General features: G+C 59.0%; 23 protein-coding genes and 1 pseudogene. 10 read left to right on the top strand and 14 right to left on the bottom strand.

Annotation, left to right across the window (positions count from 1 at the left end):
• The first annotated feature begins 115 nt into the window (after positions 1–115).
• Positions 116–973, top strand: coding sequence for an SDR family oxidoreductase (locus ACX3YD_RS14880; protein ID WP_458960428.1), 858 nt, complete (start codon positions 116–118; stop codon positions 971–973).
• A gap of 65 nt (positions 974–1,038) precedes the next feature.
• Here ACX3YD_RS14880 and ACX3YD_RS14875 read toward each other — a convergent pair whose 3' ends face one another.
• The 6 genes from ACX3YD_RS14875 to ACX3YD_RS14850 all read right to left on the bottom strand — a co-directional run bounded on the left by ACX3YD_RS14875 (position 1,039) and on the right by ACX3YD_RS14850 (position 6,341).
• Complete coding sequence (locus tag ACX3YD_RS14875) at positions 1,039–1,779, bottom strand: hypothetical protein (RefSeq protein WP_047535125.1); 741 nt, start codon at positions 1,777–1,779, stop codon at positions 1,039–1,041.
• Positions 1,780–1,846: 67 nt separating this feature from the next.
• Entirely contained in the window at positions 1,847–2,227 is a 381-nt protein-coding gene (locus ACX3YD_RS14870; protein WP_003229509.1) for a RidA family protein, read from the bottom strand.
• A 24-nt stretch (positions 2,228–2,251) separates the two neighbouring features.
• Positions 2,252–4,357 (bottom strand): bifunctional GTP diphosphokinase/guanosine-3',5'-bis pyrophosphate 3'-pyrophosphohydrolase, encoded by a 2,106-nt coding sequence (gene spoT, locus ACX3YD_RS14865; protein ID WP_103402940.1) that lies wholly within the window; start codon positions 4,355–4,357, stop codon positions 2,252–2,254.
• Between the two features lie 57 nt (positions 4,358–4,414).
• Positions 4,415–4,678: a DNA-directed RNA polymerase subunit omega gene (gene rpoZ, locus ACX3YD_RS14860; protein WP_007921129.1), complete on the bottom strand. Its 264-nt coding sequence runs from the start codon at positions 4,676–4,678 to the stop codon at positions 4,415–4,417.
• Positions 4,679–4,844: 166 nt separating this feature from the next.
• Positions 4,845–5,465 carry a guanylate kinase gene (gene gmk, locus ACX3YD_RS14855; protein ID WP_458960427.1) on the bottom strand — a complete coding sequence of 207 codons (621 nt, stop codon included), beginning with the start codon at positions 5,463–5,465 and terminating at the stop codon, positions 4,845–4,847.
• A gap of 12 nt (positions 5,466–5,477) precedes the next feature.
• The gene (locus ACX3YD_RS14850; RefSeq protein WP_103402939.1) at positions 5,478–6,341 is read right to left on the bottom strand and encodes a YicC/YloC family endoribonuclease; all 864 of its coding nucleotides are present in this window, start codon (positions 6,339–6,341) and stop codon (positions 5,478–5,480) included.
• Between the two features lie 266 nt (positions 6,342–6,607).
• Between ACX3YD_RS14850 and rph the strand changes: the two genes are divergently transcribed.
• The 3 genes from rph to gltS all read left to right on the top strand — a co-directional run bounded on the left by rph (position 6,608) and on the right by gltS (position 9,365).
• Complete coding sequence (gene rph / locus ACX3YD_RS14845; RefSeq protein WP_047535109.1) at positions 6,608–7,330, top strand: ribonuclease PH; 723 nt, start codon at positions 6,608–6,610, stop codon at positions 7,328–7,330.
• A 29-nt stretch (positions 7,331–7,359) separates the two neighbouring features.
• On the top strand, positions 7,360–7,728 hold the full coding sequence (locus ACX3YD_RS14840; RefSeq protein ID WP_047535107.1) for a DUF4870 domain-containing protein: 369 nt from the start codon (positions 7,360–7,362) through the stop codon (positions 7,726–7,728).
• A gap of 431 nt (positions 7,729–8,159) precedes the next feature.
• Positions 8,160–9,365, top strand: a complete 1,206-nt coding sequence (gene gltS / locus ACX3YD_RS14835) for a sodium/glutamate symporter (protein WP_103402937.1) — start codon at positions 8,160–8,162, stop codon at positions 9,363–9,365.
• Positions 9,366–9,441: 76 nt separating this feature from the next.
• Here gltS and ACX3YD_RS14830 read toward each other — a convergent pair whose 3' ends face one another.
• Positions 9,442–10,221, bottom strand: a complete 780-nt coding sequence (locus ACX3YD_RS14830; RefSeq protein ID WP_003176915.1) for an exodeoxyribonuclease III — start codon at positions 10,219–10,221, stop codon at positions 9,442–9,444.
• Positions 10,222–10,302: 81 nt separating this feature from the next.
• Here ACX3YD_RS14830 and pyrE point away from each other — a divergent pair, with 81 nt between their 5' ends.
• Complete coding sequence (gene pyrE / locus ACX3YD_RS14825) at positions 10,303–10,947, top strand: orotate phosphoribosyltransferase (protein ID WP_047535097.1); 645 nt, start codon at positions 10,303–10,305, stop codon at positions 10,945–10,947.
• 92 nt (positions 10,948–11,039) lie between these two features.
• On the opposite strand, the gene argB is transcribed toward pyrE, so the two are convergent.
• The 4 genes and pseudogenes from argB to coaBC all read right to left on the bottom strand — a co-directional run bounded on the left by argB (position 11,040) and on the right by coaBC (position 15,274).
• Positions 11,040–11,945, bottom strand: coding sequence for an acetylglutamate kinase (argB, locus tag ACX3YD_RS14820; protein WP_047535093.1), 906 nt, complete (start codon positions 11,943–11,945; stop codon positions 11,040–11,042).
• 24 nt (positions 11,946–11,969) lie between these two features.
• Positions 11,970–13,373: pseudogene (locus tag ACX3YD_RS14815) on the bottom strand (phosphomannomutase/phosphoglucomutase); the annotation flags it as partial.
• Positions 13,374–13,604: 231 nt separating this feature from the next.
• On the bottom strand, positions 13,605–14,060 hold the full coding sequence (gene dut / locus ACX3YD_RS14810) for a dUTP diphosphatase (protein WP_047535088.1): 456 nt from the start codon (positions 14,058–14,060) through the stop codon (positions 13,605–13,607).
• Between the two features lie 5 nt (positions 14,061–14,065).
• Positions 14,066–15,274, bottom strand: coding sequence for a bifunctional phosphopantothenoylcysteine decarboxylase/phosphopantothenate--cysteine ligase CoaBC (gene coaBC / locus ACX3YD_RS14805; RefSeq protein WP_047535086.1), 1,209 nt, complete (start codon positions 15,272–15,274; stop codon positions 14,066–14,068).
• Between the two features lie 135 nt (positions 15,275–15,409).
• Here coaBC and radC point away from each other — a divergent pair, with 135 nt between their 5' ends.
• Positions 15,410–16,084, top strand: coding sequence for a RadC family protein (gene radC / locus ACX3YD_RS14800; protein ID WP_047535082.1), 675 nt, complete (start codon positions 15,410–15,412; stop codon positions 16,082–16,084).
• Between the two features lie 107 nt (positions 16,085–16,191).
• Here the strand turns inward: radC and ACX3YD_RS14795 are convergent, their stop codons facing one another.
• Entirely contained in the window at positions 16,192–17,775 is a 1,584-nt protein-coding gene (locus ACX3YD_RS14795; protein ID WP_458960426.1) for an ABC transporter substrate-binding protein, read from the bottom strand.
• 447 nt (positions 17,776–18,222) lie between these two features.
• Here ACX3YD_RS14795 and rpmB point away from each other — a divergent pair, with 447 nt between their 5' ends.
• Both rpmB and rpmG read left to right on the top strand, forming a co-directional pair.
• Positions 18,223–18,456 (top strand): 50S ribosomal protein L28, encoded by a 234-nt coding sequence (gene rpmB / locus ACX3YD_RS14790; protein ID WP_034147715.1) that lies wholly within the window; start codon positions 18,223–18,225, stop codon positions 18,454–18,456.
• Between the two features lie 11 nt (positions 18,457–18,467).
• Entirely contained in the window at positions 18,468–18,623 is a 156-nt protein-coding gene (gene rpmG / locus ACX3YD_RS14785) for a 50S ribosomal protein L33 (protein ID WP_007894709.1), read from the top strand.
• 201 nt (positions 18,624–18,824) lie between these two features.
• Here the strand turns inward: rpmG and ACX3YD_RS14780 are convergent, their stop codons facing one another.
• Positions 18,825–19,187, bottom strand: a complete 363-nt coding sequence (locus ACX3YD_RS14780) for a cupin domain-containing protein (protein WP_047535073.1) — start codon at positions 19,185–19,187, stop codon at positions 18,825–18,827.
• 222 nt (positions 19,188–19,409) lie between these two features.
• Between ACX3YD_RS14780 and ACX3YD_RS14775 the strand changes: the two genes are divergently transcribed.
• Positions 19,410–20,903, top strand: a complete 1,494-nt coding sequence (locus tag ACX3YD_RS14775; protein WP_090466368.1) for an aldehyde dehydrogenase — start codon at positions 19,410–19,412, stop codon at positions 20,901–20,903.
• Between the two features lie 146 nt (positions 20,904–21,049).
• On the top strand, positions 21,050–22,195 hold the full coding sequence (locus tag ACX3YD_RS14770) for an MFS transporter (RefSeq protein ID WP_458960425.1): 1,146 nt from the start codon (positions 21,050–21,052) through the stop codon (positions 22,193–22,195).
• Positions 22,196–22,222: 27 nt separating this feature from the next.
• Here the strand turns inward: ACX3YD_RS14770 and ACX3YD_RS14765 are convergent, their stop codons facing one another.
• Positions 22,223–23,788, bottom strand: a complete 1,566-nt coding sequence (locus ACX3YD_RS14765; protein ID WP_458960424.1) for a phospholipase D family protein — start codon at positions 23,786–23,788, stop codon at positions 22,223–22,225.
• Positions 23,789–23,810 lie beyond the last annotated feature (22 nt).

Here is a 23,810-nt window from a genome sequence, read left to right as displayed (position 1 = left end):
CATTATTGCAATTAATTCTTGTTAACAAAAGCGATAGAGTCTTTTTTTTCCTGAATTGCTAACCGCTCGTCCACTGTCGGCGCTAGCTTATCCGTTTCCGAGAGGAGTTTTTTTGATGTCCGCACCTTCTGTTCTGATCGCCGGTTGCGGTGATGTCGGCAGTCGTCTGGCCACGCAATTGTTGGCTTTGGGGTGGGAGGTTCATGGCCTGCGGCGTGACATTTCACGTTTGCCCGAGGGTGTCATCGGCGTTGCGGGCGACTTGTTCAATGAGGACTGTCCGGCCACCTGGCCAATCGGTGCCGTGGACTACCTGGTGTATTGCGCGGCCGCTACCGATCACGATGAAGCCGGCTACCGGGCTGCTTATGTCCAGGGCTTGCAACACGTTCTGGGCTGGTTGGACGACTATGGGCAGGTTCCTGAACGCTTGTTGTTCGTTTCCAGCAGCAGTGTTTATGGGCAGCAGGAGGGCGAGTGGGTTGACGAGACTTCGCCAGTGGTGGCGGCGGGCTATTCCGGTCGCGTGATGCTCGAAGCCGAGCAGATTGCCCTTAAGAGCGGCATCCCGGCCAGTATTGTGCGGTTGACCGGTATTTATGGTCCGGGCCGCGAGTGGTTGCTGACCCAGGTGCGCCGAGGCTATCGCGTGGCGGTCGATCCACCGTTGTATGCCAATCGGATCCATGCCGATGACGCTACAGGGTTGATGGCGTTTTTGCTTGAGGCCGCTCGACGTGGCGTGGTGTTGGAGGATGTCTATATCGGCGTCGATGACGCGCCCGCAGCGTTGGCGGATGTGGTGGGTTGGTTACGCGAGTATCTGGGTGTGACCGAATGGGCCGACGATGCCAGCGTGCGCCGCACCGGAAGCAAACGCTGCAGTAATGCCCGGGCAAAAGCCTTGGGCTGGGTGCCGAAGTATCCGAGTTTTCGCGAAGGGTATGCCGCGATTCTTGAAGGGCGCTGCTGACGTTCAGGCTTCACAAACACCTGAGGGAGCAAGCAAGCTCGCTCCCTCAGGTGTTTGTGTATTGTTTACTGCTTCTCGAGCAGCCACTTGCGATCACCCGGTGTGAACGAAGGCATCTCGTCTGCCTGTGCGGTGTTCACGGTCTGGAAGATTTCCAGTTCTTTGCCTTTACGGGTAAAGATCCACGCATTTCCTTGCCCGTTGAGTTGCAGCCACATGTTGTCATTGCCGCCGCTCATCGACGCACAATCGCCAGCCAGGCACAGCGCGTAGCGATCAGTGTTCGGCAAACCGGTCACCTGGCCGTCGGCCTGGAACTGCACGGTATTGCCTTCACCGGGACCGCTGACGATTTTCCAGCTACCGCCCATGTAAGCCGAATACAGCGCGCGTTCGAAGCTGGCGCCAATCGGTGCGCCCTCCGGTACCGGGATCAGTGCGCGGTCGAAGACTTGCGCCGGCTCGTTGTCGCTGGCGGACTGGCTAAGTTGCTTGCCGTCACGTTTCAACTCGCTGGCCGAGCTGCCATAAAAGTCGATTTTCCAGGCGCCGGACTCTTCGCCCAGCATCTTGCCTTCGACATTTTCAAAGCCATTGGTGTAGCGGGCCTGACCGGCCTTGGTGTTGACGTTCCATTCCAGGTTCGGGCCATAGGTCTGGAGCGCCTCACGCAGGGGGACGCCTTTGGATGCAGTATCGATCGCCGCCTGATTGATCCAGGTGCCGCTGATATCACGGTCGGCAGGGTTGCTGGCACAACCGCCCAAGAACAGGGCGAGCAGCGAGAGAGCAAGCGCTTTGCGCATGGTGGAATCCTATCAAGCTTTCCTTACAGCAGAGCAGTCGGCGCAGCCAGAGGCTGCGCCGGACGCATTACTCGATGACCAGAATGGCATCCATTTCAACCTGCGAACCCTTTGGCAGGGCTGCTACGCCAATGGCGGCGCGGGCTGGGTACGGTTGGTCGAAGTACTTGCCCATGATCTCGTTGACCTTGGCGAAGTGGCTCAGGTCGGTGAGGAAGATGTTCAGCTTGACGATGTCCTTGAACGAACCACCGGCGGCTTCAGCCACGGCCTTGAGGTTCTCGAAGACCTGGACGGTCTGGGCTTCGAAGCCTTCAACCAGTTCCATGGTTTTTGGGTCCAGAGGAATCTGACCCGACATGTAAACGGTGTTGCCAGCCTTGATTGCCTGGGAGTAAGTACCGATGGCGGCCGGGGCCTTGTCGCTGGTGATAACGGTCTTGGTCATTGATGACTCCTTGTAATGGGTGGCTTAGGCGCGCATCCGGGTGATGCGGATCACTCCGGTCAGGGCGCGCAGTTTCTTGATCACGCGGGCCAGGTGCACGCGGTCGTGCACGCTGACCACCAGTTGGACCACGCTGATGCGACCATCGCGTTCGTCCATGCTGATTTTTTCGATGTTGCCGTCGGCCGCGTTGACGCTGCTGGCCAGCAGGGCGATCAGGCCACGCTGGTGTTCCAGCTCGACGCGCAGTTCGACATTGAATTCGCCGGTGACATCCTTGGCCCACGAGAGCTGGATGCATTTTTCCGGATTGTGGCGGATTTCGCTGATGTTGCGGCAGTTGTCCAGGTGCACGACCATGCCTTTGCCCGCGGACAGGTGGCCGACAATCGGGTCGCCCGGGATCGGCGTGCAGCACTTGGCGTAGCTGAGCACCAGGCCTTCTGTGCCGCGAATCGCCAGCGGACCTTCCGGGCTCGGTAGCTGTTCGCCTTCGCCGAGCAGGCGACGGGCGACGACGTAGGCCATGCGATTGCCCAGGCCGATGTCTTCCAGCAGGTCTTCGATCAGCTCGAGGCGATACTCGGTGAGCATCGCCTTGACGCGCTCGGCCGGGATTTTCTCCAGCGTGCTGTCGAAGCCGTTGAGGACTTTGTTCAGCAGGCGTTCGCCCAGGCTGATGGACTCGGAGCGGCGTTGCAGTTTCAGTGCATGGCGGATGTGCGTGCGCGCCTTGCCGGTGACCACGAAGTTGAGCCACGCCGGGTTCGGACGCGCGCCTGGAGCACTGACGATTTCGACCGTGGAGCCACTTTGCAGGGGTTCGGACAGCGGTGCGAGTCGACGGTTGATCCGGCAGGCAATGCAGCTGTTGCCGACGTCGGTGTGCACCGCATAGGCGAAGTCGACTGCCGTGGAGCCCTTGGGCAACTCCATGATCCGGCCTTTGGGCGTGAACACATAGACCTCGTCCGGGAACAGGTCGATCTTCACGCTTTCGATGAATTCCAGCGAGTTGCCGGCGCGCTGCTGCATTTCCAGCACGCCTTTGACCCATTGACGCGCGCGGGCGTGAGTGCCTTTTGGCTGCTCGTCGCCGCTGGATTTATACAGCCAATGGGCGGCGATGCCGTTGTTGGCCATCTCCTCCATTTCGCGGGTGCGGATCTGGATCTCGATCGGAACGCCATGCATGCCGAACAGCGTCGTGTGCAGCGACTGATAGCCGTTGGCCTTGGGGATTGCGATGTAATCCTTGAAGCGACCCGGCAGCGGCTTGTACAAATTATGCACAGCACCCAGAACGCGATAGCAGGTGTCGACCTTGTCGACGATGATCCGGAACGCGTAGACGTCCATGATCTCGTTGAAGGCCCGGCGCTTGCCACGCATTTTCTTGTAGATGCCGTAGAGGTGTTTCTGCCGACCGCTGACCTCGCCCTGAATACCATCGATGGCCAGGCAGTGGCTGAGGGATTCCTCGATCTTGTTGACGATTTCCTTGCGGTTGCCCCGGGCGCGCTTGACCGCCTGGTAGATTCGCGCGGAACGCATCGGGTGCATGGCCTTGAAGCCGAGGTCTTCGAATTCTATGCGGATGGCGTGCATGCCCAGCCGATTGGCGATGGGCGCATAGATTTCCAGGGTTTCCTTGGCGATGCGACGGCGTTTTTCGCCGGACAGCACTTCCAGCGTGCGCATGTTGTGCAGGCGGTCGGCCAGCTTGACCAGGATCACGCGAATGTCGCGCGCCATGGCCATGGCCATTTTCTGGAAGTTTTCAGCCTGGGCTTCGGCCTTGGTCTCGAAGTTCATCTGGGTCAGTTTGCTGACCCCGTCGACCAATTCGGCCACGGTTTCACCGAACTGCGCTTGCAGTGCTTCCTTGGCGATACCGGTATCTTCGATCACGTCATGCAGCATGGCTGCCATCAGGCTCTGATGGTCCATATGCATTTCGGCAAGAATATTCGCCACCGCGAGAGGGTGCGTGACGTACGCCTCGCCACTGCGGCGGCGTTGGCCGTCGTGGGCTTGTTCGGCGTAGAAATACGCCCGGCGGACCAGGTTGACCTGGTCCTTGCCGAGGTAGGTCGATAAGCGATCGGCGAGGGCGTCTATGCTCGGCATGATGACTCCTGCCGCAAGCTGTGATCCCGCGCCGTGCTACGTCGACCAGGCATAGGCTTAGACGGCCTCGTTGGACTCGTCCTCGAATGCAGCAAAAAGCGGTTCATCTTCAACGATTTCGGCTTCGGCGATAGCTGCGTAGTCGATCAGGCCTTCAGCGATTTCACGCAGGGCGACGACGGTAGGCTTGTCGTTTTCCCAGGCTACTTTCGGCTCTTTGCCGCCGGTGGCCAGTTGACGGGCACGCTTGGTAGAGAGCATGACCAGCTCAAAGCGGTTATCCACGTGTTCTAGGCAGTCTTCAACGGTTACGCGGGCCATGGTCTTCCTCGTAGCAAATGCAATATGCGCGCTGCCCGGATGGGCGAGCGGACTCAACAGTTTAAAAAATCACCAGCGATTAGGGAAGCGCTGATTTTTGACCAAGCCCTTCAACGCGCTGCAAGTGCCAATGTAAAGCCCTTGCAGCGGTTTTGGGAAGAGCTGATTAGTCGAGCAATTCAGCCAGCAACTTGCCAAAACGCTGTTGTTGGCGTTTCTGTTGCAGCTGATTGGCGCGGAAAATCGCCTTCAGGTCGTTCAGTGCGTGGGCGAAATCGTCGTTGATGATCAGGTAGTCGTAGTCGACGTAGTGGCTCATTTCGCTGACAGCTTCGCGCATCCGGCCGTCGATGATCTCGTCGCTGTCCTGGCCACGGTTGGTCAGGCGCTGGTGCAGGGCCTGAAGCGATGGCGGCAAAATGAAGATCGAGCGGGCCTTGGGCATCAGTTGACGCACTTGCTCGGCACCCTGCCAGTCGATTTCCAGGATCAGGTCGTGGCCTTCGTCGAGGGTCTGCTGCAGGTGGCTTTGCGAGGTGCCATAGAGGTTGCCGAAGACTTCGGCGCGCTCGAGGAAATCCCCGTGTTCGATCATCTTCACGAACTCACCGCGTTCGACGAAGTGGTAGTTCACGCCGTTCACTTCACCGGGGCGCATGGCGCGGGTGGTGTGGGAGATCGAGACGCGGATCTCCGGATCGGCGTCGGTCAGGGCCTTGACCAGGCTGCTTTTGCCCGCGCCCGAAGGGGCGGAAATGATGTACAGGGTGCCGGTGCTGTGGGTCATGTCGGGAATGCCTTACTCAATATTCTGCACTTGTTCGCGCATCTGCTCGATCAACACCTTGAGGTTGACCGCAGCCTGGGTGCTGCGCGGGTCGAAGGCTTTGGAGCCCAGTGTGTTGGCTTCGCGGTTGAGTTCCTGCATCAGGAAATCCAGGCGCCGCCCGGCAGCGCCACCGGACTTGAGTACCCGGCGAACTTCGATGATGTGAGTGCTCAGGCGATCCAGTTCTTCGGCGACGTCGCTTTTTTGCGCGAGCATGACCATTTCCTGCTCCAGGCGCTGCGGGTCCATCTCGGCTTTCATGTCGGCGAAGCGGTCGAGGACTTTCTGGCGCTGGGTGGCGAGCATCTGCGGGACCAGTTCGCGCAAGGTCACCACGTCTTCTTCAATGGAGGTCAGGCGCTCGTTGATCAACCGCGCCAGCTCTGCGCCTTCGCGCTCGCGACCGGCCTTGAGTTCTTTCAGGCCCTGGTTGAACAGTGCCAGTGCTTCGGCGTTCAGCGCTTGCGGGTCGGTGGCATCGCCTACCAGCACGCCGGGCCAGGCCAGGACTTCGAGGGGGTTCAGCGCTGCCGGATTTTTGATCAGGCTGGCGATCGTCTCGGCGGCGGCGACCAATTGCGCGGCGCGCGCCTGATCGACTTGCAGCGGTTTGCCCGTGTTTTCTTCGGTGAAGCGCAGGGTGCATTCGAGCTTGCCTCGGGATACGCCCTGGCGCAGCGCTTCGCGAACGGCGCCTTCGAGGTCACGAAAAGACTCGGGCAGACGCAAATGGGGTTCCAGGTAGCGGCTGTTGACCGAGCGCAGTTCCCAGCTCAGGGTGCCCTGAACGCCGGCTTTTTCGACGCGGGCGAAGGCGGTCATGCTGTGCACCATGGAGGTACCTCGCAATGCAGATCGGCCGGAACAGCGATTCCGGTCATCCGATATCAATGAATTTAAGCCGACTGGCAGCAAAGGCGCAGGATTGTAGCGCAGTGGCGCGGATGCGCCCAAACACAGGCTGTCACAAATGGCTGCAACGCTCCGGCGATGGGCTGTTCAGAGCCTTCGGTCGTCGGAGGATTTTTTTAGAAGTGCCCAGCGGTGGCCGTCGGCTCTATAATGCTCCGCAGTTTTCCGTCCCCGTACAGGTATCCCTTATGAAACGTCCAAGTGGTCGCGCTGCCGATCAGCTCCGCTCGATCCGCATTACCCGCAACTACACCAAACACGCCGAGGGATCTGTACTGGTCGAGTTCGGTGATACCAAAGTCATCTGCACCGTCAGCGTGGAAAACGGCGTGCCGCGTTTTCTCAAAGGTCAGGGCCAGGGCTGGTTGACCGCCGAATACGGCATGCTGCCGCGTGCCACCGGCGAGCGTAACCAGCGTGAAGCGAGTCGCGGCAAGCAAGGCGGCCGTACCCTGGAAATCCAGCGCCTGATCGGCCGTTCCCTGCGCGCAGCACTGGACATGTCCAAGCTGGGCGACGTCACCCTGTACGTCGACTGCGACGTGATCCAGGCCGACGGCGGCACCCGCACCGCGTCCATCACCGGCGCCATGGTTGCCTTGGTCGATGCCTTGAAAGTGATCAAGAAGCGCGGCGGCCTCAAAGGCGGCGACCCGCTCAAACAAATGATCGGTGCCGTTTCGGTGGGTATGTATCAGGGCGAGCCAGTGCTTGACCTCGATTACCTGGAAGACTCGGCTGCCGAGACCGACCTGAACGTGGTGATGACCAGTACCGGTGGCTTCATCGAAGTCCAGGGCACTGCCGAAGGCGCGCCGTTCCAGCCTGAAGAGCTGAACGCCATGCTCGAGCTGGCGAAGAAAGGCATGAACGAAATCTTCGACCTGCAAAAGGCTGCGCTGGCCGACTAACCGGAATGATCCAAGGCAAGGAGGACGCCATGAGTGACGAACAGCAACTGCTTCCCACCCCGAGCAAAGAAGCTCGGCAGTGGGCGATGTTTTGTCACTTGTCCGCCTTGCTGGGGATCTGGATTCCGTTCGGTACGCTGATCGGGCCGTTGATTCTCTGGCAGATGAAGCGAGAGATGGACCCGTTTGTCGATGCGCAGGGAAAGGAAGCGCTGAACTTTCAGCTGACCGTTGCTATTGCATCTGCCATTTGCTTCCTGCTGATGGTCGTCATCATCGGGTTCTTCCTGTTTGGTTTGATCGCGATCGGTGCGTTAGTGCTGACGATCATTGCTGGCGTGAAGGCCAATGAAGGGGTGCCTTATCGGTATCCGTTCACCTGGCGTCTGATCAAATAAGCAACCCGTCCCCTGTAGGCGCAAGTTGTTGTCTAGAGAAGTCGACTTTACTCGGTCGTCTTTCCCGATTTAAGTCAATGCTTCAATTTCGGGGTGTTGGCTATTCTAAGTGCAGCTGAATGTTTCAAGTTGTGTGTAACAGTTGCCATTACGGAATTCAGGCGCTGCAGAAATTTTCTCACACACTTGTATGGATTCGTCTTACACGTTTAGTCACAACTGCAAGGCTTCATCACGGCCTGTCTGCTTGGCAATGGGGCTGCGTGGTTGATAAGGTTGCGCCAAGTAATATTCATCAAGAAATATTTCGATATATTCAAACCATTGACGGTACTTGAATCTCAATTAATCAGCGTTGATATATCAACCTGTTCAAGAGGCGAGTCCAGGTAAAAAGTTCGCCCCTGAATATATGTAAATGAATTATCACAATGCTTCAGCTCGATTTTTACGGAACACTTGTGGCTGCCTCCCTGGTGCTGTTACTGGGGCGCGGACTTGTCACGCGCGTTGGTTTTTTACGCACCTACAATATCCCTGAGCCTGTAGCAGGCGGTCTGCTGGTTGCTCTGGTTCTTCTGGCCTTGCGAAGCCTGGACATTGAAGTTCGATTTGATACCTCGCTGCAAACACCCTTGATGTTGGCGTTTTTTGCGACCATTGGCTTGAGTGCAGACTTCGCCAGCTTGAAGAAAGGCGGGCGCGTAGTGGGGGTTTTTCTACTGGCGGTCATCGGGCTTCTGGTGGTTCAGAATGCCATGGGCATCGGTCTCGCAACGGCGTTGGGGCTCGATCCGTTGATGGGCCTGTTGACAGGCTCCGTTACGCTGGCGGGTGGGCACGGTACAGGCGCTGCGTGGAGCGCGACGTTCAGTGAGAAGTATGGTCTGGCTTCTGCTTCCGAGCTTGCGATGGCTTCTGCAACGTTTGGCCTGGTGCTGGGCGGATTGATTGGGGGACCGGTCGCTCGCCTGCTCATCAACCGTGTCCAGGTACCTGGTCTCGAGCAAGCGAAGCCAGGGATGCCAAAGGGCTTCGAGCAACCGAACAAAGAGCGCTCGATCACGCCATTTTCGTTTATCGAGACGCTCGCCCTGATCGCCGTCAGCTTGCTGGTGGGTTCACTCCTGAACGGCCTGCTGAAAGACACGGCCTTCGAGCTGCCAACGTTCGTTTGTGTCTTGTTCGTGGGTGTGGTTTTACGCAACGGGCTTTCAGCGCTTGGCTTGTATCAGGTGTTTGAGCGTGAAGTTTCCGTGCTGGGTAATGTCAGCTTGTCGCTGTTTCTGGCGATTGCGCTGATGTCACTCAAGCTTTGGGACCTAGCCGCACTGGCTTTGCCCATTTTCATTATCCTGGCGGCGCAAACGCTGGTCATGGCGCTGTTTGCGATGTTCGTGACCTTCAGGGTCATGGGCGGCAACTACGATGCCGCAGTGCTGGCAGCAGGACACTGCGGGTTCGGGCTGGGCGCCACGCCAACGGCGATCGCTAACATGCAAGCGGTGACTCAGCGTTACGGACCTTCACAGATAGCGTTTCTAGTGGTGCCGATGGTGGGAGCTTTCTTCATCGACATCATTAATGTGATCGTGATCAAGTCATACCTTGCGTTGCCGATCTTCGCCGCTGCCTGAAGAGCCGAACACCGCCGATGATGCAAAAAAATGCCCGTATCTTGCGATACGGGCATTTTTTCATTCGGCACAACGCTTAGATGGTCAGCGTCCAGTCGTAGTCCACGATCAGCGGCGCGTGTTGCGAGAAGCGCGGCTGGCGCGGCAAGCGTGCGCTGCGTACGAAACGACGCAGGCCCGGGGTCAGCAGCTGATAGTCGAAACGCCAACCGAGATTGAGCATTTCGGCTTGTTCATTATCCGGCCACCAGCTGTACTGATCGCCTTCACGGCTGACTTCGCGCAGGGCATCGACATAGCCCATGTTGCCGACAATCTCGTCCATCCAGGCACGTTCAGGTGCCAGGAAGCCCGGGGATTGCTGGCTGTCGCGCCAGTTCTTGATATCCAGCTTCTGTTGCGCTACGTACAACGAGCCACAATAAATGTACTCGCGACGTTTGCGTCGCTGTTTATCGAGATAACGGGCGAAGTCGTCCATTAGCTTGAACTTCTGGTTCAAGTCTTCATCGCCGTTCTGCCCTGAAGGGAGCAGCAAGGTCGCGATGCTGACCTTGTCGAAATCGGCTTGCAGGTAGCGCCCGTAGCGGTCGGCCGTCTCGAAACCAAGACCGCTGATGACAGCCTTCGGTTGCAGCCGCGAATACAAAGCCACGCCACCTTGGGCGGGGACTTCGGCATCGCAGGCATAAAGGAAGTATCCATCCAGTTGGAAGGCTGGATCGTCCAGTTCAAAGGCGGAGGCGCGGGTGTCCTGCAGGCAGATGACGTCGGCATTCTGTGCTTGCAGCCAACTGAGCAAACCACGCTCGACTGCTGCCTGAATACCATTGACGTTCACACTGATGATCCGCATAAATGGCCCCAAAAATCGCGTGCGTGTATGATACACGGCGTCAAGCTAATTAGCTAAATCCGTGGTATTTGGGGTTTTTCCATGCAAGCGTATCAACGCGATTTCATTCGTTTTGCCATCGATCGCGGCGTTTTGCGCTTCGGTGAGTTCACCCTGAAGTCCGGGCGTACCAGTCCTTACTTCTTCAATGCGGGCCTGTTCAATACGGGTGCTGCCCTGGCGCAGCTGGGGCGTTTCTACGCCGCGGCCATCGCCGAGAGCGGTATTTCCTTCGATGTGCTGTTCGGTCCGGCCTACAAAGGCATCCCGTTGGCGGCGACTACCGCCGTGGCGTTGGCAGAGCACCACAACCGTGACCTGCCCTGGTGCTTCAACCGCAAGGAAGCCAAGGCCCACGGCGAAGGCGGCAGCCTGGTCGGCGCGCCATTGACCGGTAACGTACTGATCATTGACGACGTGATCACCGCTGGCACCGCCATCCGTGAAGTGATGCAGATCATCGCGTCTCAGGAAGGCGCCAAGGCCGCTGGCGTGTTGATCGCCCTGAACCGTCAGGAGCGTGGCAACGGCGAGCTGTCGGCGATTCAGGAAGTGGAGCGCGACTTCGGCATTCCGGTGATCAGCATCGTTTCGCTGAATCAGGTATTGGAGTTTCTGGCCGACGATCCACAGCTCAAGCAGCACTTGCCGGCGGTAGAGGCTTACCGCGCCCAGTTCGGCGTCTAAGCGCAATCCCAGGCTCGCTCTTACAAGGATCGCAAACAAAAAAAGACCCCGCTCAGCCAGGCTGAGCAGGGTCTTTTTATTTGCGCGATCGCTTAGTGACGCTTGCGATTGCTGATCAAGGTGCCCACACCGGTATCGGTGAAGATTTCCAGCAGGATCGCATTCGGCACGCGACCGTCGATGATCAGCGAGCTGCCGACGCCGCCCTGAACCGCTTCCAGTGCGCAACGGATCTTCGGCAACATGCCGCCGTAGATAGTGCCATCGGCGATCAGGTCGTCGACTTGCTGAGTGCTCAGGCCGGTCAGGACCTTGCCCGACTTGTCCATCAGGCCGGCAATGTTGGTCAGCAGCATCAGCTTCTCGGCTTTCAGCGCTTCGGCGACTTTACCGGCCACCAGGTCAGCATTGATGTTGTAAGACTCGCCGTTCTCACCGACGCCGATAGGCGCGATCACCGGAATGAAGTTGCCTTTGACCAGCAGGTTCAGCAGTTCGGTGTTGATCCCGACCACTTCGCCCACCTGACCGATGTCGATGATTTCCGGTTGGGTCATCTCCGGCGTCTGGCGAGTGACGGTGAGCTTCTTCGCGCGGATCAGCCCGGCGTCTTTACCGGTCAGGCCTATGGCGCTGCCGCCATGGCGGTTGATCAGGTTGACGATGTCCTTGTTGACCTGGCCACCGAGAACCATTTCCACAACGTCCATGGTCGCAGCGTCGGTGACGCGCATGCCATCGACGAAATGGCTTTCGATCGACAGGCGCTTGAGCAAATCACCGATTTGCGGGCCGCCGCCGTGAACGACCACCGGGTTGATGCCCACGGCTTTCATCAGCACGATGTCGCGGGCGAAGCCGGTTTTCAGCTCCTCGCTTTCCATCGCGTTGCCGCCGTATTTGATCACCAGTGTCTTGCCGACGTAGCGGCGAATGTAAGGCAGCGCTTCGGACAGGACCTTGGCGGTGTTGGCGGCGGCTTCGCGTTCGAGGGTCATTCAGGGCTCCGGTGCTTCAATAAATCAAAACGGTAGTTGGAGATCAGGTGCAACACGCTTCAGTTGGACTTTGAAGACGTCCTTGATGCGCTGCAATTCAGCCTCGTCATCGGCCTCGAAACGCAGCACCAGCACCGGTGTGGTGTTGGATGCGCGAACCAGGCCCCAGCCTTTGGCATAGTCGACTCGCACGCCGTCAATGGTGGTCAGGTCGGCGCCTGCGCCCCACTGCGCGTCGTGCAGTGCATCAATGATGCTGAATTTGCTCTCTTCGGTCACATGGATATTGATTTCCGGCGTAGAAATATCATTCGGGAAGGTCGCGAACAGCTCTTCGGCCGATGATTTTTCCTTGCTGAGGATCTCCAGTAGCCGCGCGGCGCTGTAAATGCCGTCGTCGAAACCGAACCAGCGCTCCTTGAAGAAGATATGCCCGCTCATTTCGCCGGCCAGCAGGGCGCCGGATTGTTTCATTTTCTTTTTGATCAGCGAGTGACCGGTCTTCCACATCAGCGGACGGCCGCCGTACTCCTTGATCAGCGGGATCAGGCGACGGGTGCATTTGACGTCGAAGATGATTTCCGCGTCCGGGTTGCGCGCCACCACGTCGCGGGCGAACAGCATCAGCAGGCGGTCCGGATAGACGATGCTGCCCGTGTTGGTCACGACGCCGACGCGATCGCCATCGCCGTCGAAGGCCAGGCCGATATCAGCGTTGGTTTCCTTGACCTTGGCGATCAGGTCAACGAGGTTTTCAGGCTTGCCCGGATCCGGGTGGTGGTTCGGGAAGTTGCCGTCGACTTCGCAGAACAGCGGAATGACTTCGCAGTTCAACGCTTCGATCAATTGCGGAGCGATCACACCGGCCGCGCCATTGCCACAGTCCACGACCACTTTCAGGCGACGGGCCAGTTTGACGTCCTGGACGATTTCGGTGGTGTAACGGTCGAGGATCTCGACTTTGGTGATGCTGCCCTTGCCGCTGCTCAGGTCGTTGTTTTTGAGGCGGTCGTGCAGGGCCTGGATCTGTTCGTTGGCCAAGGTATCGCCGGCGATGACGATCTTGAAACCGTTGTAGTTCGACGGGTTGTGGCTGCCGGTCAGCATCACGCCGGATTTGCCGGCCAGGATATTGGCGGCGTAGTACAGCGCTGGCGTTGGCACCAGGCCGACATCGCTGACGTGGCAACCGCTTTCGGCCAGGCCTTGAATCAATTTTTCCACCAGCTCCGGGCCGGACAGGCGACCGTCACGGCCAACGGATACGTTGGGTTCGCCCTGCGCGAGGCTCTGTGCACCGATGGCGCGACCGAGCCAGTAGGCCGTTTCTGCGTTCAGAAATTCCGGGACGGTGCCGCGAATGTCATAGGCGCGGAAGATGCTGTCTGGGAACTTGGGGGCAATTTGGGCCGGGGTGCTCATCTGGGGAAACTCCATCTCGAATGTGGTTGGACCTGCCTGCGAGTGACTCGGCAGACTCAAACTGAAGGGTATGACGGCGTTTTACACAGAGAGTTCGTGGTGCGAAAAGGCCATCTTGCCGAAGTCAGCGGCTAACGGGTTGGCCAATGCCTTGATTTTGGGCGGGCAACCTTACTGTTGGGGCCGTTTGAAATCCGTGGCGAGAGCGCTTTCTCGCCACAGAGATCCTCTATCGGATCAATGGCTACCGGAATGACCGAAACCGCCGGTACCGCGCTGGGTCTCGACGAACTCTTCGACCATCTCGAAATGTGCCTGCACCACCGGTACCAGCACCAGTTGCGCCAGACGCTCGCCCACCGCCATCGTGAAGTCGGTCTGGCCACGGTTCCAGCAAGAAACCATCAGCGGGCCCTGGTAATCAGAGTCAATCAGGCCCACCAGGTTGCCCAGCACGATACCGTGCTTATGGCCCAGGCCGGAGCGCGGCAGGATCAGCGCGGCGAGGTTCGGATCGCCGATGTACACCGACAGGCCGGTAGGGATCAGCACGGTTTCACCCGGTTTGATCACGATGTCCTGCTCCAGCATGGCGCGCAGGTCGAGGCCGGCGGAGCCCGGTGTGGCGTATTGCGGCAACGGAAATTCGGTACCGATGCGGGGGTCGAGGATCTTGGCTTGCAAAGCGTGCATGTAAATTAAACCTGGTTCAGACGTTCGGCGATAAAAGTGATCAGCTGACGAGCAATCTTGCCCTTGCTGGTCTGGGCGAAAAGTGTGGCGTGAAGCTCGCGGTCGATCACACTGCAGGCGTTTTCTTCGCTGTTGAAGCCAATGCTCGGGTTGGCGACGTCGTTGGCGACGATCAAATCGAGGTTCTTGTCTTTCAACTTGCGGGCAGCGTAATCGAGCAGGTGTTCGGTTTCAGCGGCGAAACCAACACTGAACGGACGGTCGGGGCGTGTCGCGATGCTGGCCAGGATGTCCGGGTTGCGCACCATTTGCAGCAACAAGCCGTCGCCGTTCGTAGGATCTTTCTTAAGTTTTTGTGGTGCGACTACTTCCGGGCGGTAGTCCGCAACTGCGGCAGAGGCGATGAACAGGTCGCAGGGGATCGCAGCTTCGCAGGCGGCAAGCATGTCGCGGGCACTGACCACGTCGATGCGTGTGACACGGTCCGGGGTCGGCAGATGCACGGGGCCGGTGATCAGCGTCACTCGAGCGCCGGCCTCAACAGCTGCTTCAGCGAGGGCGAAACCCATTTTTCCGGAGCTGTGGTTGGTGATGTAGCGCACCGGGTCGATGTTTTCCTGGGTCGGGCCAGCGGTGATCAGCACGTGCTTGCCGGTCAGCGCCTGGCGCTGGAAGCAGTCGGCGGCGCACTGGGCCAGATCGGTGGCTTCGAGCATGCGCCCCAGGCCGACGTCGCCGCAGGCCTGGCTGCCAGAGGCTGGGCCAAAGACTTTCAGGTCGCGACTTTCAAGGGTTTGCAGGTTGGCCTGGGTCGCCGGATCGCGCCACATGGCCTGGTTCATCGCCGGGGCGACGGCGACGACCGCGTCGGTGGCCAGCACCAGTGTGGTCAGCAAATCATCGGCAATGCCTTGGGCAAGACGAGCGATCAGGTCGGCGGTGGCCGGCGCGATCAATACCAGATCGGCCCATTTCGCCAGTTCGATGTGACCCATGGCGGCTTCGGCTGCCGGATCCAGCAGATCCAGATGAACCGGGTGCCCGGACAGGGCCTGCATGGTCAGCGGGGTGATGAACTCGGCGCCGCCACGGGTCATGACTACGCGCACTTCGGCGCCCTGGTCCATCAGGCGGCGAACCAGATCGGCGCTTTTATAGGCAGCGATACCGCCGCCGACGCCCAGAACGATGCGTTTCCGATACAGCCGCTGCATAGGTCTGCCTTTCAATTCGTTGGTGGCTGCTTGGCGATACCCCCTCCCCAGGGATGAATTCGCCAGCAAAAAAGATGGGCTACGATATCACAGCGTCCGCTACGGAACAGCGGCGCCCACAGACAGGGAGGTGCTATGAGTATTCGCAATTGGCCGGCGGCGGAGCGGCCGCGGGAGAGATTACTGACACTGGGAGCCGCGAGTCTTTCAGACGCCGAGCTACTGGCGATATTTTTACGAACCGGCGTATCCGGCAAAAGCGCGGTGGATCTGGCGCGGCATCTGCTGGGCCAGTTTGGCAGTCTGCGCGCACTCCTCGAGGCCGATCAGGTCATGTTCAGCATGCATTTGGGGCTGGGCCCGGCAAAATTCGCTCAATTGCAGGCAGCCCAGGAAATGAGCCGGCGGCATTTGGCTGAACGGGCGCGCCAGAAACCGGCACTGGAAAACCCTCACGTGGTCCGAGAATATCTGAAATCGATGCTGCGTCACGAACCGCATGAAGTGTTCGGTTGCCTGTTTCTGGACTCCAAACATCAGGTACTGAGCTTCGAAACGCTGTTTCGAGGGTCCATCGACAATACGAGTGTGCATCCGCGGGAGGTGGTCAAGCGTGCGCTGGCTAACAATGCAGCAGCCTTGATCCTCTGCCACAACCACCCGTCAGGGAACTCCGACCCCAGTCAGGCTGATCGGGTGTTGACCAAGCGTTTGCAAAAGGCGCTGGAGTTGATCGATGTGCGGGTGCTGGATCATTTCATCATCGGCGACGGCGATCCGTTGTCCATGGCCGAGTATGGGTGGATGTGAGTAGTGCATCACGGCAGGAACGAACTTGCTCGCGATGAGCCCGCGAACGCCAGGGGATGTCAGGTTTCCCGCTTTATCGTTGACGATCATCGCGAGCAAGCTTGCTCCTACAGTTTGACCTTCGAATAGTCCTGACGCCCAAACGGGCTGACTGAATAACCCTCGACATTTTTGCGCGTCAGGGTGAAAGCCGTCGGATGAGCCAGCGGTAGCCACAGCGCCTGTTGCTGGATCTGCGCTTGCGCTTGCTCATAAAGCTTGGTGCGAACGCCTTGCTCGCCGGTGGTTTTGCCGGCACTGATCAGCTTGTCCAGATCCGCATTGCAATAGCGTGCGAAGTTGGTGCCGGATTTGACTGCCGCGCAGGAAAACTGCGGCGTGAGGAAGTTGTCCGGGTCACCATTGTCGCCAGCCCATCCCATGAACAGCAGGTCATGCTCACCGGCCTTGGCGCGGCGGATCAGTTCGCCCCATTCGATCACGCGGATCTCGGCCTGAATGCCGATTTCCGCGAGGTCAGATTGCAGCAGCTGCGCGCCGAGGCTCGGGTTGGGGTTCAGCAGACTGCCGGAAGGGCGGGTCCAGATGGTGGTCTGGAAGCCGTCCTTGAGCCCGGCCTTGACCATCAAGGCCTTGGCTTTCTCGATGTCATGGGGGTAGCCCGGCAGGTTTTTCGCGTAGCTCCAGGTGTTGGGTGGGTACGGGCCGTTCGCCGCTTCGGCGGTGTCCTCGAACACGGCTTTGACGTAGTTGGCCTTATCGAAGGCGAGGTTGATTGCCTGTCGCACTTCGGGCTTGTCCAGCGGTGGATGTTGGCTGTTGATGCCAACGAATGCGGTCATGAAGGCGTCAGTCTTTTCCACTTTCAGGGTCGGCTCTTTCAGCGCGGCCTGTACGTCCAGCGGTTTGGGCGACAGGGCGATCTGGCACTCGTTGCGGCGCAACTTCTGCAAGCGCACGTTCGCGTCCGGGGTGATGGCGAAGATCAGCGGGTCCACGGACGGTTTGCCGCCAAAGTAGTCCGGGTTGGCTTTGTAGCGAACCGAGGCATCCTTCTGGAAACGCGTGAAAACAAACGGGCCGGTGCCGATTGGCTGGTTGTTGAGCTTGTCTGTGGTGCCGGCCTTCAACAATTTGTCCGCGTATTCAGCCGAGTAGATCGAGGCGAAACCCATGCTCAGGGTCGCGAGGAAGGTCGAGTCCGGGTGGTCGAGGGTGAAGCGCACGGTCAGTGGGTCAAGGGCGTCGATTTTCTTGATCAGCGCTGGCAATTGCATCGATTGCGCATGGGGGAAACCGCTCTGGGCAACCTGGTGCCACGGGTTGGCGGGGTCAAGCATGCGGTCGAAGCTGAATTTGACGTCTTCGGCGGTCAATTCGCGGGTCGGGCTGAAATACTCGGTGCGATGGAATTTCACCTGCGGTCGCAGTTTGAAGACGTAGATCAGGCCATCGGGGCTGACTTCCCAGCTGTCCGCCAGGCTGGCGATCACTTTGCCGCTGGCGGTGTCGAAGTCCACCAGCCGATTCATCAGTACGTCGGCCGAGGCGTTGGTGGTGGTCAGCGAGTTGTACTGCACCACGTCAAAGCCTTCCGGGCTGGCCTCGGTGCAGACGCTCAGGGCGGCGGCGAAGGCCTGTGGGCTCAGCAAAAACGGGGCGAGCAACAACGGTAGGGCAGCGAGGCGCATGGTCGGGTTCCTTTACAGATCGAAGGCCCATCTGCAAGTGCAGTCTGGAAAAGGCTTACCCTAGTGGGCTCGATTGCAAATGACTATCCCCTTTTTGATTTTGAGGAGACTATAGGCGACTGATTTTGCTGTGTGCCGGTTGGAAAAAACGCTGGGACGGCGTGTCGGGCGATTCTCTGCGACGAGCGGTAGAAGTCGACGATAGCCTTTATCCAAAGCGCCTGACGCTCGAAAAACAGGGTTTTTATCAACTCAATGTACAGCGAATGTTGTTGCTCTCTAGTCTTTCTGGTATAAAGCAGCGCTCTTTTCTAGGGGCCCGGTTCCTTCGTTTGTAGGTGTAGCCGGTAAGACCCTTAAAGAAACGCGGCGCCTGGCGCCAAATGACTGAGAGATTAAGCGGCCAACCCATGCCGGGTTGGGCATGTGGTTTTAGAGGGCTGAGGCATGTCTAGAGTCTGTCAAGTTACCGGTAAGGGTCCGGTGACTGGGAATAACATTTCCCACGCAAACAACAAAACCCGTCGTCGTTTCCTGCCGAACCTGCAGCATCACCGCTTCTGGGTTGAAGAAGAGAAACGTTTCGTGCGTCTGCGCGTATCTGCCAAAGGCATGCGTATCATCGACAAGCGTGGCATCACTGCCGTGCTGGCCGAAATCCGCAAAGCCGGCAAGATCTAAGGGAGCTAATCATGCGTGAATTGATTCGTTTGATTTCGAGCGCCGGTACTGGTCACTTCTACACTACCGACAAGAACAAGCGTACTACTCCGGACAAAATCGAGATCAAGAAATTTGATCCGGTTGTTCGCAAGCACGTGATCTACAAAGAAGGCAAAATCAAGTAATTGATTTTTCCCTCTTACGAAAAAGGCCCGTATCGCGAGATACGGGCCTTTTTTGTTGCTTGAGCTTTGTGATGTTTGTCAGGGCCTCATCGGCGTAGATTCGCCCGGAGCCAGCCCGCTTCCAGAGGTTTCGCAAACGACGCAGATCTCTATGGGGGCGTGGCTTGCCCGCGATGAGGGTGGTCCAGGCAATGAAAGTCTTCAGGCCTTCTGCTCAAACGCCACATAAATCTTGCGGCAAGGCTCCAGCACTTCCCAGGTGCCCCGGAAACCGGCCGGGATGACGAAGCGATCACCTGCGCGCACGGTTTTGCTGTTGCCATCGTTATCGCGCAGGACGGAAACGCCCTGAACGATTTCGCAATATTCATGCTCGGTGAAGTTCACCAGCCACTGGCCGACTGCGCCTTCCCACACGCCGGCATTCAATTGGCCGCAAGGACTGTTGTAGTGGTTGTAGACCACTTGCTCAGGATCGCCCTTGAGCACCTTTGCCGGGTCTGGTCGATAGCGCTCGGGCTCGGTGGTGGCCTGGCCGAAGTCGACGATGTTCTGGATGCTCATTGTTGTATTCCTCCGTTATTGTTGGTATCGCCAAAGTCTATGTTTATTAAAATGAACATCGCAAGGTCGTTTACCGGCCTTGTGTCAAATATATTGAAACTTCCCCTGCCGCTGGTTTAGGGTGGCAGTTGCCTTGGGCCGAAAGCAGGCTGACCGGGCAGAATTCCTGACAGCGCCCGCGAAGAACGCGGGTGTCGTATTCAATAAGAGGAGGACACTCGTATGACCACCCTGACTCGTGCCGACTGGGAGCAACGGGCTCGCGATCTGAAGATCGAAGGCCGCGCCTACATCAATGGCGAATACACCGATGCTGTCTCCGGCGAGACCTTCGAGTGCATCAGCCCGGTCGATGGCCGTCTGTTGGGCAAAATCGCCAGCTGCGATGCCGCCGACGCCCAGCGCGCTGTTGAAAACGCCCGTGCCACCTTCAATTCCGGTGTCTGGTCGCGCCTGGCGCCGACCAAACGCAAAGCCACCATGATTCGTTTTGCCGGCCTGCTCAAACAGCACGCCGAAGAGCTGGCCCTGCTTGAAACCCTGGACATGGGCAAGCCGATCAGCGATTCCCTGTACATCGACGTTCCCGGCGCAGCGCAAGCCCTGAGCTGGAGCGGCGAAGCCATCGACAAGATCTACGACGAAGTCGCAGCTACCCCGCACGATCAACTGGGTCTGGTGACGCGCGAACCGGTCGGCGTTGTCAGCGCCATCGTGCCGTGGAACTTCCCATTGATGATGGCGTGCTGGAAACTCGGCCCGGCGCTGTCCACCGGTAACTCGGTGATCCTCAAGCCATCGGAAAAATCGCCGCTGACCGCCATCCGCATCGCTGCTCTGGCAGTCGAAGCCGGGATTCCGAAAGGCGTGCTCAACGTCCTGCCGGGTTACGGTCATACCGTTGGCAAGGCCCTGGCCCTGCATAACGACGTCGACACCCTGGTGTTCACCGGTTCGACCAAGATCGCCAAGCAACTGCTGATCTACTCCGGCGAATCGAACATGAAGCGCGTCTGGCTCGAAGCCGGCGGCAAGAGCCCGAACATCGTGTTCGCCGACGCGCCGAACCTGCAGGAGGCCGCTGAAGCTGCTGCGGGTGCTATCGCCTTCAACCAGGGCGAAGTCTGCACCGCCGGTTCGCGCCTGCTGGTGGAGCGTTCGATCAAGGACAAATTCCTGCCACTGGTGATCGAAGCCCTGAAAACCTGGAAGCCGGGCAACCCGCTGGATCCGGCGACCAACGTCGGCGCGCTGGTGGATACCCAGCAGATGAACACCGTGCTGTCCTACATCGAGTCCGGTCACACCGACGGCGCCAAACTGGTAGCCGGTGGTAAACGCATCCTCCAGGAAACCGGTGGCACCTACGTTGAACCGACGATTTTCGACGGCGTGAGCAACGCGATGAAAATTGCCCAGGAAGAAATCTTCGGGCCAGTGTTGTCGGTCATCACCTTCGACAGCGCCGAAGAAGCCGTCGCGATCGCCAACGACACGCCGTATGGTCTGGCCGCAGCAGTGTGGACTTCCGATATCTCCAAGGCGCACCTGACCGCCCGCGCACTGCGTGCCGGTAGCGTGTGGGTCAACCAGTACGATGGCGGCGACATGACTGCACCGTTCGGTGGCTTCAAGCAGTCCGGCAACGGTCGCGACAAGTCGCTGCACGCGTTCGACAAGTACACCGAGCTGAAGGCGACCTGGATCAAGTTGTAAGTCAGTAGGGAAGCCTGATCCAGGTCAGGCTTCCCAAACGACACAGATCCCTTGTGGGAGATCTATGACTGAGGGCTTCCCCTCAACCATAGATCTCCCACAGTGTTTTGTGCCGTACAGAAAAATTATCCACAGGAGCGTGGAACATGCGTTGGGCGACGTATTTCGCCGTGTTGGCGTCTGTCTTGAGTGTCGGCCTGGCCCTGGGTGTCAGCATGCCGCTGGTGTCGTTTCGCCTGGAAAGCTGGGGTTACGGCTCGTTTGCTATCGGTGTGATGGCGGCGATGCCGGCCATTGGCGTATTGGTCGGGGCGAAAATTTCCAGTCGTCTGGCGGCGCGCCTTGGTACGGCCAATTTGATGCGTCTATGCCTGTGGGCCGGAGCGGTTTCCATCGGCTTGCTGGCGCTGTTGCCGAGCTACCCGATCTGGCTGGTGCTGCGGCTGATGATCGGGGTGATCCTGACGCTTGTATTCATCATCGGTGAAAGCTGGATCAACCAACTGGTGGTCGAGCAATGGCGTGGGCGCCTGGTCGCGCTGTATGGCAGCAGTTATGCGCTGAGTCAGTTGGCCGGACCGGTGTTGCTGGGCTTTCTTGGCACCGAGCACGATTATGGTTTTTGGGTGGGTGTCAGCTTGCTGATGGCGGCACCGTTTCTATTGCTCGGTCGCAGCGGTGCGCCGAGCAGTGAGGCCGGTAGCGTGACCTTGAGGGATTTGCTTGAGTTCTGCAGGGGGCTGCCGGCGATTGCCTGGGCGGTGTCGCTGTTCGCTGCGTTCGAAGCGATGATCCTGACGCTGCTGCCGGTCTACTGCTTGCGCCAGGGGTTCACCACGGAAATCGCTCTGGCGATGGTCAGTACGGTGGTGGTGGGTGATGCCGTGTTGCAGTTACCGATTGGCGCGTTGGCCGATCGCTTGTCGCGGCGCACCTTGTTTACCGGGTGCGCGGTGGTGCTGCTGGGGTCGAGTCTGGCCATTCCGTTGCTGATCGACACGCTGCTGATCTGGCCGCTGTGGGTATTGTTCGGCGCCAGCGCGGGTGGGTTGTTCACCTTGTCGCTGATTCTGATCGGTGAACGTTATCGCGACGATGCGCTGGTCAGGGCCAATGCGCACATCGCGCAATTATGGGGCATCGGTTGCCTGATCGGACCTTTGCTGGCCGGTGCCGGCAGCCAGTGGATCAGCGGGCACGCCTTGCCGTTGCTGATGGCGGCGGGGGCGTTGGGCGTGCTGATCGTGGTGTCGCGGCAAGGGGCATTTGGCTCGGTTGCCGAACCGGCCTGACACCTGTGGGAACGTGCTCCCGCAGGGTCATAACATCCGTTCCAGGCCAACCGTATTACTGAACCAGGCATTGAAGTGCCGCCACCAACTGCCTGGCTCGCTGGTCAGGGTGTGCAGTTTGCCGTTGTCTTCGGTGACCCAGACAATCTGGCTTTTTTCCAGTTCCACTTTGTAGCTCAGGGGCGGTGCCATGCCTTGCAGCGCCAGTTCACGCGCGTGTGCCGCAAGCTCCGGGCTGTCCACCAGTACTCCGACTTCGGTGTTCCACAGCACCGAGCGCGGATCGAAATTGAACGAGCCGATGAAGGCTTTCTGCTGGTCGAAGATGATCGCCTTGCTGTGCAGGCTGGAATCGGAGCCGCGATAGGATCGGCTGTAGAACAGGTTAGGGCCGCTGCCGCCTTCGCCAGGCTGGCGGCGTAACTCGAACAGTTGCACGCCGTGTTCCAGCAGCGCCTTGCGATACGGTGCATAACCGCCATGCACCGCCGGTACGTCCGTGGCCTCCAGCGAGTTGGTCAGCAGCCGCACTGAGACCCCGGCGTCGGCGCGCCCGGTCAGGTATACCAGCCCCGGCTGGCCCGGCACGAAATAGGCCGAGACCATGATCAATTCTTTGCTGACGCCATCGAGTTCGGGCGCCAATTGCGTGGTCAACAGCAACTGAGGGTCTGGTTCGCCATCGGCCAGCACCTTGCTTGGTGCATCCCACAGCGCCTGGTTCCAGGCCCAGATCAGCTCTTTTCGCCAAATATCCAGGCGCGGTTTGGTCGCGTAAGTCATCAGGTGTTTGTAGAGTGCGTGGTTCTCTTTGCGTGTTTCCTCCAGGGATTCTTCGAGCCGGGTCCGGGTATTTTCCAGGTCCTTGGCGGTCGGTTTGCTGTAGAGAAACCCATCGATCGGTTTGCTCAGGGCGCTGTTCCAGTACTGGTCGAAACTGTGTCCCAGCTGCTCGGCAACCGGGCCTGCGCCAAGCATGTCGATGTCGGTGAAGTTCAGGTTGGGTTCGGCATCGAAATACTCGTCCCCCAAATTGCGTCCCCCGACGATGGCCATGCTGTTGTCGGCCAGCCACAGTTTGTTGTGCATGCGCCGGTGTTGCCGCGACAGGTTGAACAAGCGGCCCATGGCCCGCGTCACGCCGGTGCTGCGGCCCAGATTCAGCGGGTTGAACACGCGAATCTGGATCTGCGGATGCGCCGCCATCGTGGCGATGGTGAAGTCCAGGCCGTCGCTGGTGGTGTCGTCGATCAGGATGCGCACGCGCACGCCACGGTCAGCGGCCTTGAGCAGTTCATTCGCCAGCATTCGTGTACTGATGCCGTCGTGAATGATGTAGTACTGCAAATCGAGGCTGCGTTGCGCATTGCGGATCAGCTCGGCGCGCGCAGTGAAGGCCTCGGTGCTGTCCGAGAGCAGGCGAAAACCGGACTGCCCTTGATGGGGCGCTGCCTGGGCCTGGACCGAGCGACCGAATGCCGAATCATTGGCTGGCAGCGCCTGGCTCGGTTCGCGCTGCACGTCGAGACTGGCGCAGCTGCCGAGGAGCGAGGCCAGTAACACAAGAGCAAGCAGAGGCTTTGTGACTCTCACGTGGGATCGTTCCGGTTGGCGG

Source organism: Pseudomonas fluorescens group sp. PF-1, from assembly GCF_054481335.1.
Note: the sequence above shows the minus strand (reverse complement) of the source record. Positions and strands in the feature narration are given on the sequence as shown.

Excerpts from the sequence above, each read along its gene's own strand:
- ACX3YD_RS14880 (WP_458960428.1), top strand. The coding sequence starts at position 116 with ATGTCCGCACCTTCTGTTCTGATCGCCGGTTGCGGTGATGTCGGCAGT.
- ACX3YD_RS14875 (WP_047535125.1), bottom strand. The coding sequence starts at position 1,779 with ATGCGCAAAGCGCTTGCTCTCTCGCTGCTCGCCCTGTTCTTGGGCGGT.
- ACX3YD_RS14870 (WP_003229509.1), bottom strand. The coding sequence starts at position 2,227 with ATGACCAAGACCGTTATCACCAGCGACAAGGCCCCGGCCGCCATCGGT.
- spoT (WP_103402940.1), bottom strand. The coding sequence starts at position 4,357 with ATGCCGAGCATAGACGCCCTCGCCGATCGCTTATCGACCTACCTCGGC.
- rpoZ (WP_007921129.1), bottom strand. The coding sequence starts at position 4,678 with ATGGCCCGCGTAACCGTTGAAGACTGCCTAGAACACGTGGATAACCGC.
- gmk (WP_458960427.1), bottom strand. The coding sequence starts at position 5,465 with ATGACCCACAGCACCGGCACCCTGTACATCATTTCCGCCCCTTCGGGC.
- ACX3YD_RS14850 (WP_103402939.1), bottom strand. The coding sequence starts at position 6,341 with ATGGTGCACAGCATGACCGCCTTCGCCCGCGTCGAAAAAGCCGGCGTT.
- rph (WP_047535109.1), top strand. The coding sequence starts at position 6,608 with ATGAAACGTCCAAGTGGTCGCGCTGCCGATCAGCTCCGCTCGATCCGC.
- ACX3YD_RS14840 (WP_047535107.1), top strand. The coding sequence starts at position 7,360 with ATGAGTGACGAACAGCAACTGCTTCCCACCCCGAGCAAAGAAGCTCGG.
- gltS (WP_103402937.1), top strand. The coding sequence starts at position 8,160 with ATGCTTCAGCTCGATTTTTACGGAACACTTGTGGCTGCCTCCCTGGTG.
- ACX3YD_RS14830 (WP_003176915.1), bottom strand. The coding sequence starts at position 10,221 with ATGCGGATCATCAGTGTGAACGTCAATGGTATTCAGGCAGCAGTCGAG.
- pyrE (WP_047535097.1), top strand. The coding sequence starts at position 10,303 with ATGCAAGCGTATCAACGCGATTTCATTCGTTTTGCCATCGATCGCGGC.
- argB (WP_047535093.1), bottom strand. The coding sequence starts at position 11,945 with ATGACCCTCGAACGCGAAGCCGCCGCCAACACCGCCAAGGTCCTGTCC.
- dut (WP_047535088.1), bottom strand. The coding sequence starts at position 14,060 with ATGCACGCTTTGCAAGCCAAGATCCTCGACCCCCGCATCGGTACCGAA.
- coaBC (WP_047535086.1), bottom strand. The coding sequence starts at position 15,274 with ATGCAGCGGCTGTATCGGAAACGCATCGTTCTGGGCGTCGGCGGCGGT.
- radC (WP_047535082.1), top strand. The coding sequence starts at position 15,410 with ATGAGTATTCGCAATTGGCCGGCGGCGGAGCGGCCGCGGGAGAGATTA.
- ACX3YD_RS14795 (WP_458960426.1), bottom strand. The coding sequence starts at position 17,775 with ATGCGCCTCGCTGCCCTACCGTTGTTGCTCGCCCCGTTTTTGCTGAGC.
- rpmB (WP_034147715.1), top strand. The coding sequence starts at position 18,223 with ATGTCTAGAGTCTGTCAAGTTACCGGTAAGGGTCCGGTGACTGGGAAT.
- rpmG (WP_007894709.1), top strand. The coding sequence starts at position 18,468 with ATGCGTGAATTGATTCGTTTGATTTCGAGCGCCGGTACTGGTCACTTC.
- ACX3YD_RS14780 (WP_047535073.1), bottom strand. The coding sequence starts at position 19,187 with ATGAGCATCCAGAACATCGTCGACTTCGGCCAGGCCACCACCGAGCCC.
- ACX3YD_RS14775 (WP_090466368.1), top strand. The coding sequence starts at position 19,410 with ATGACCACCCTGACTCGTGCCGACTGGGAGCAACGGGCTCGCGATCTG.
- ACX3YD_RS14770 (WP_458960425.1), top strand. The coding sequence starts at position 21,050 with ATGCGTTGGGCGACGTATTTCGCCGTGTTGGCGTCTGTCTTGAGTGTC.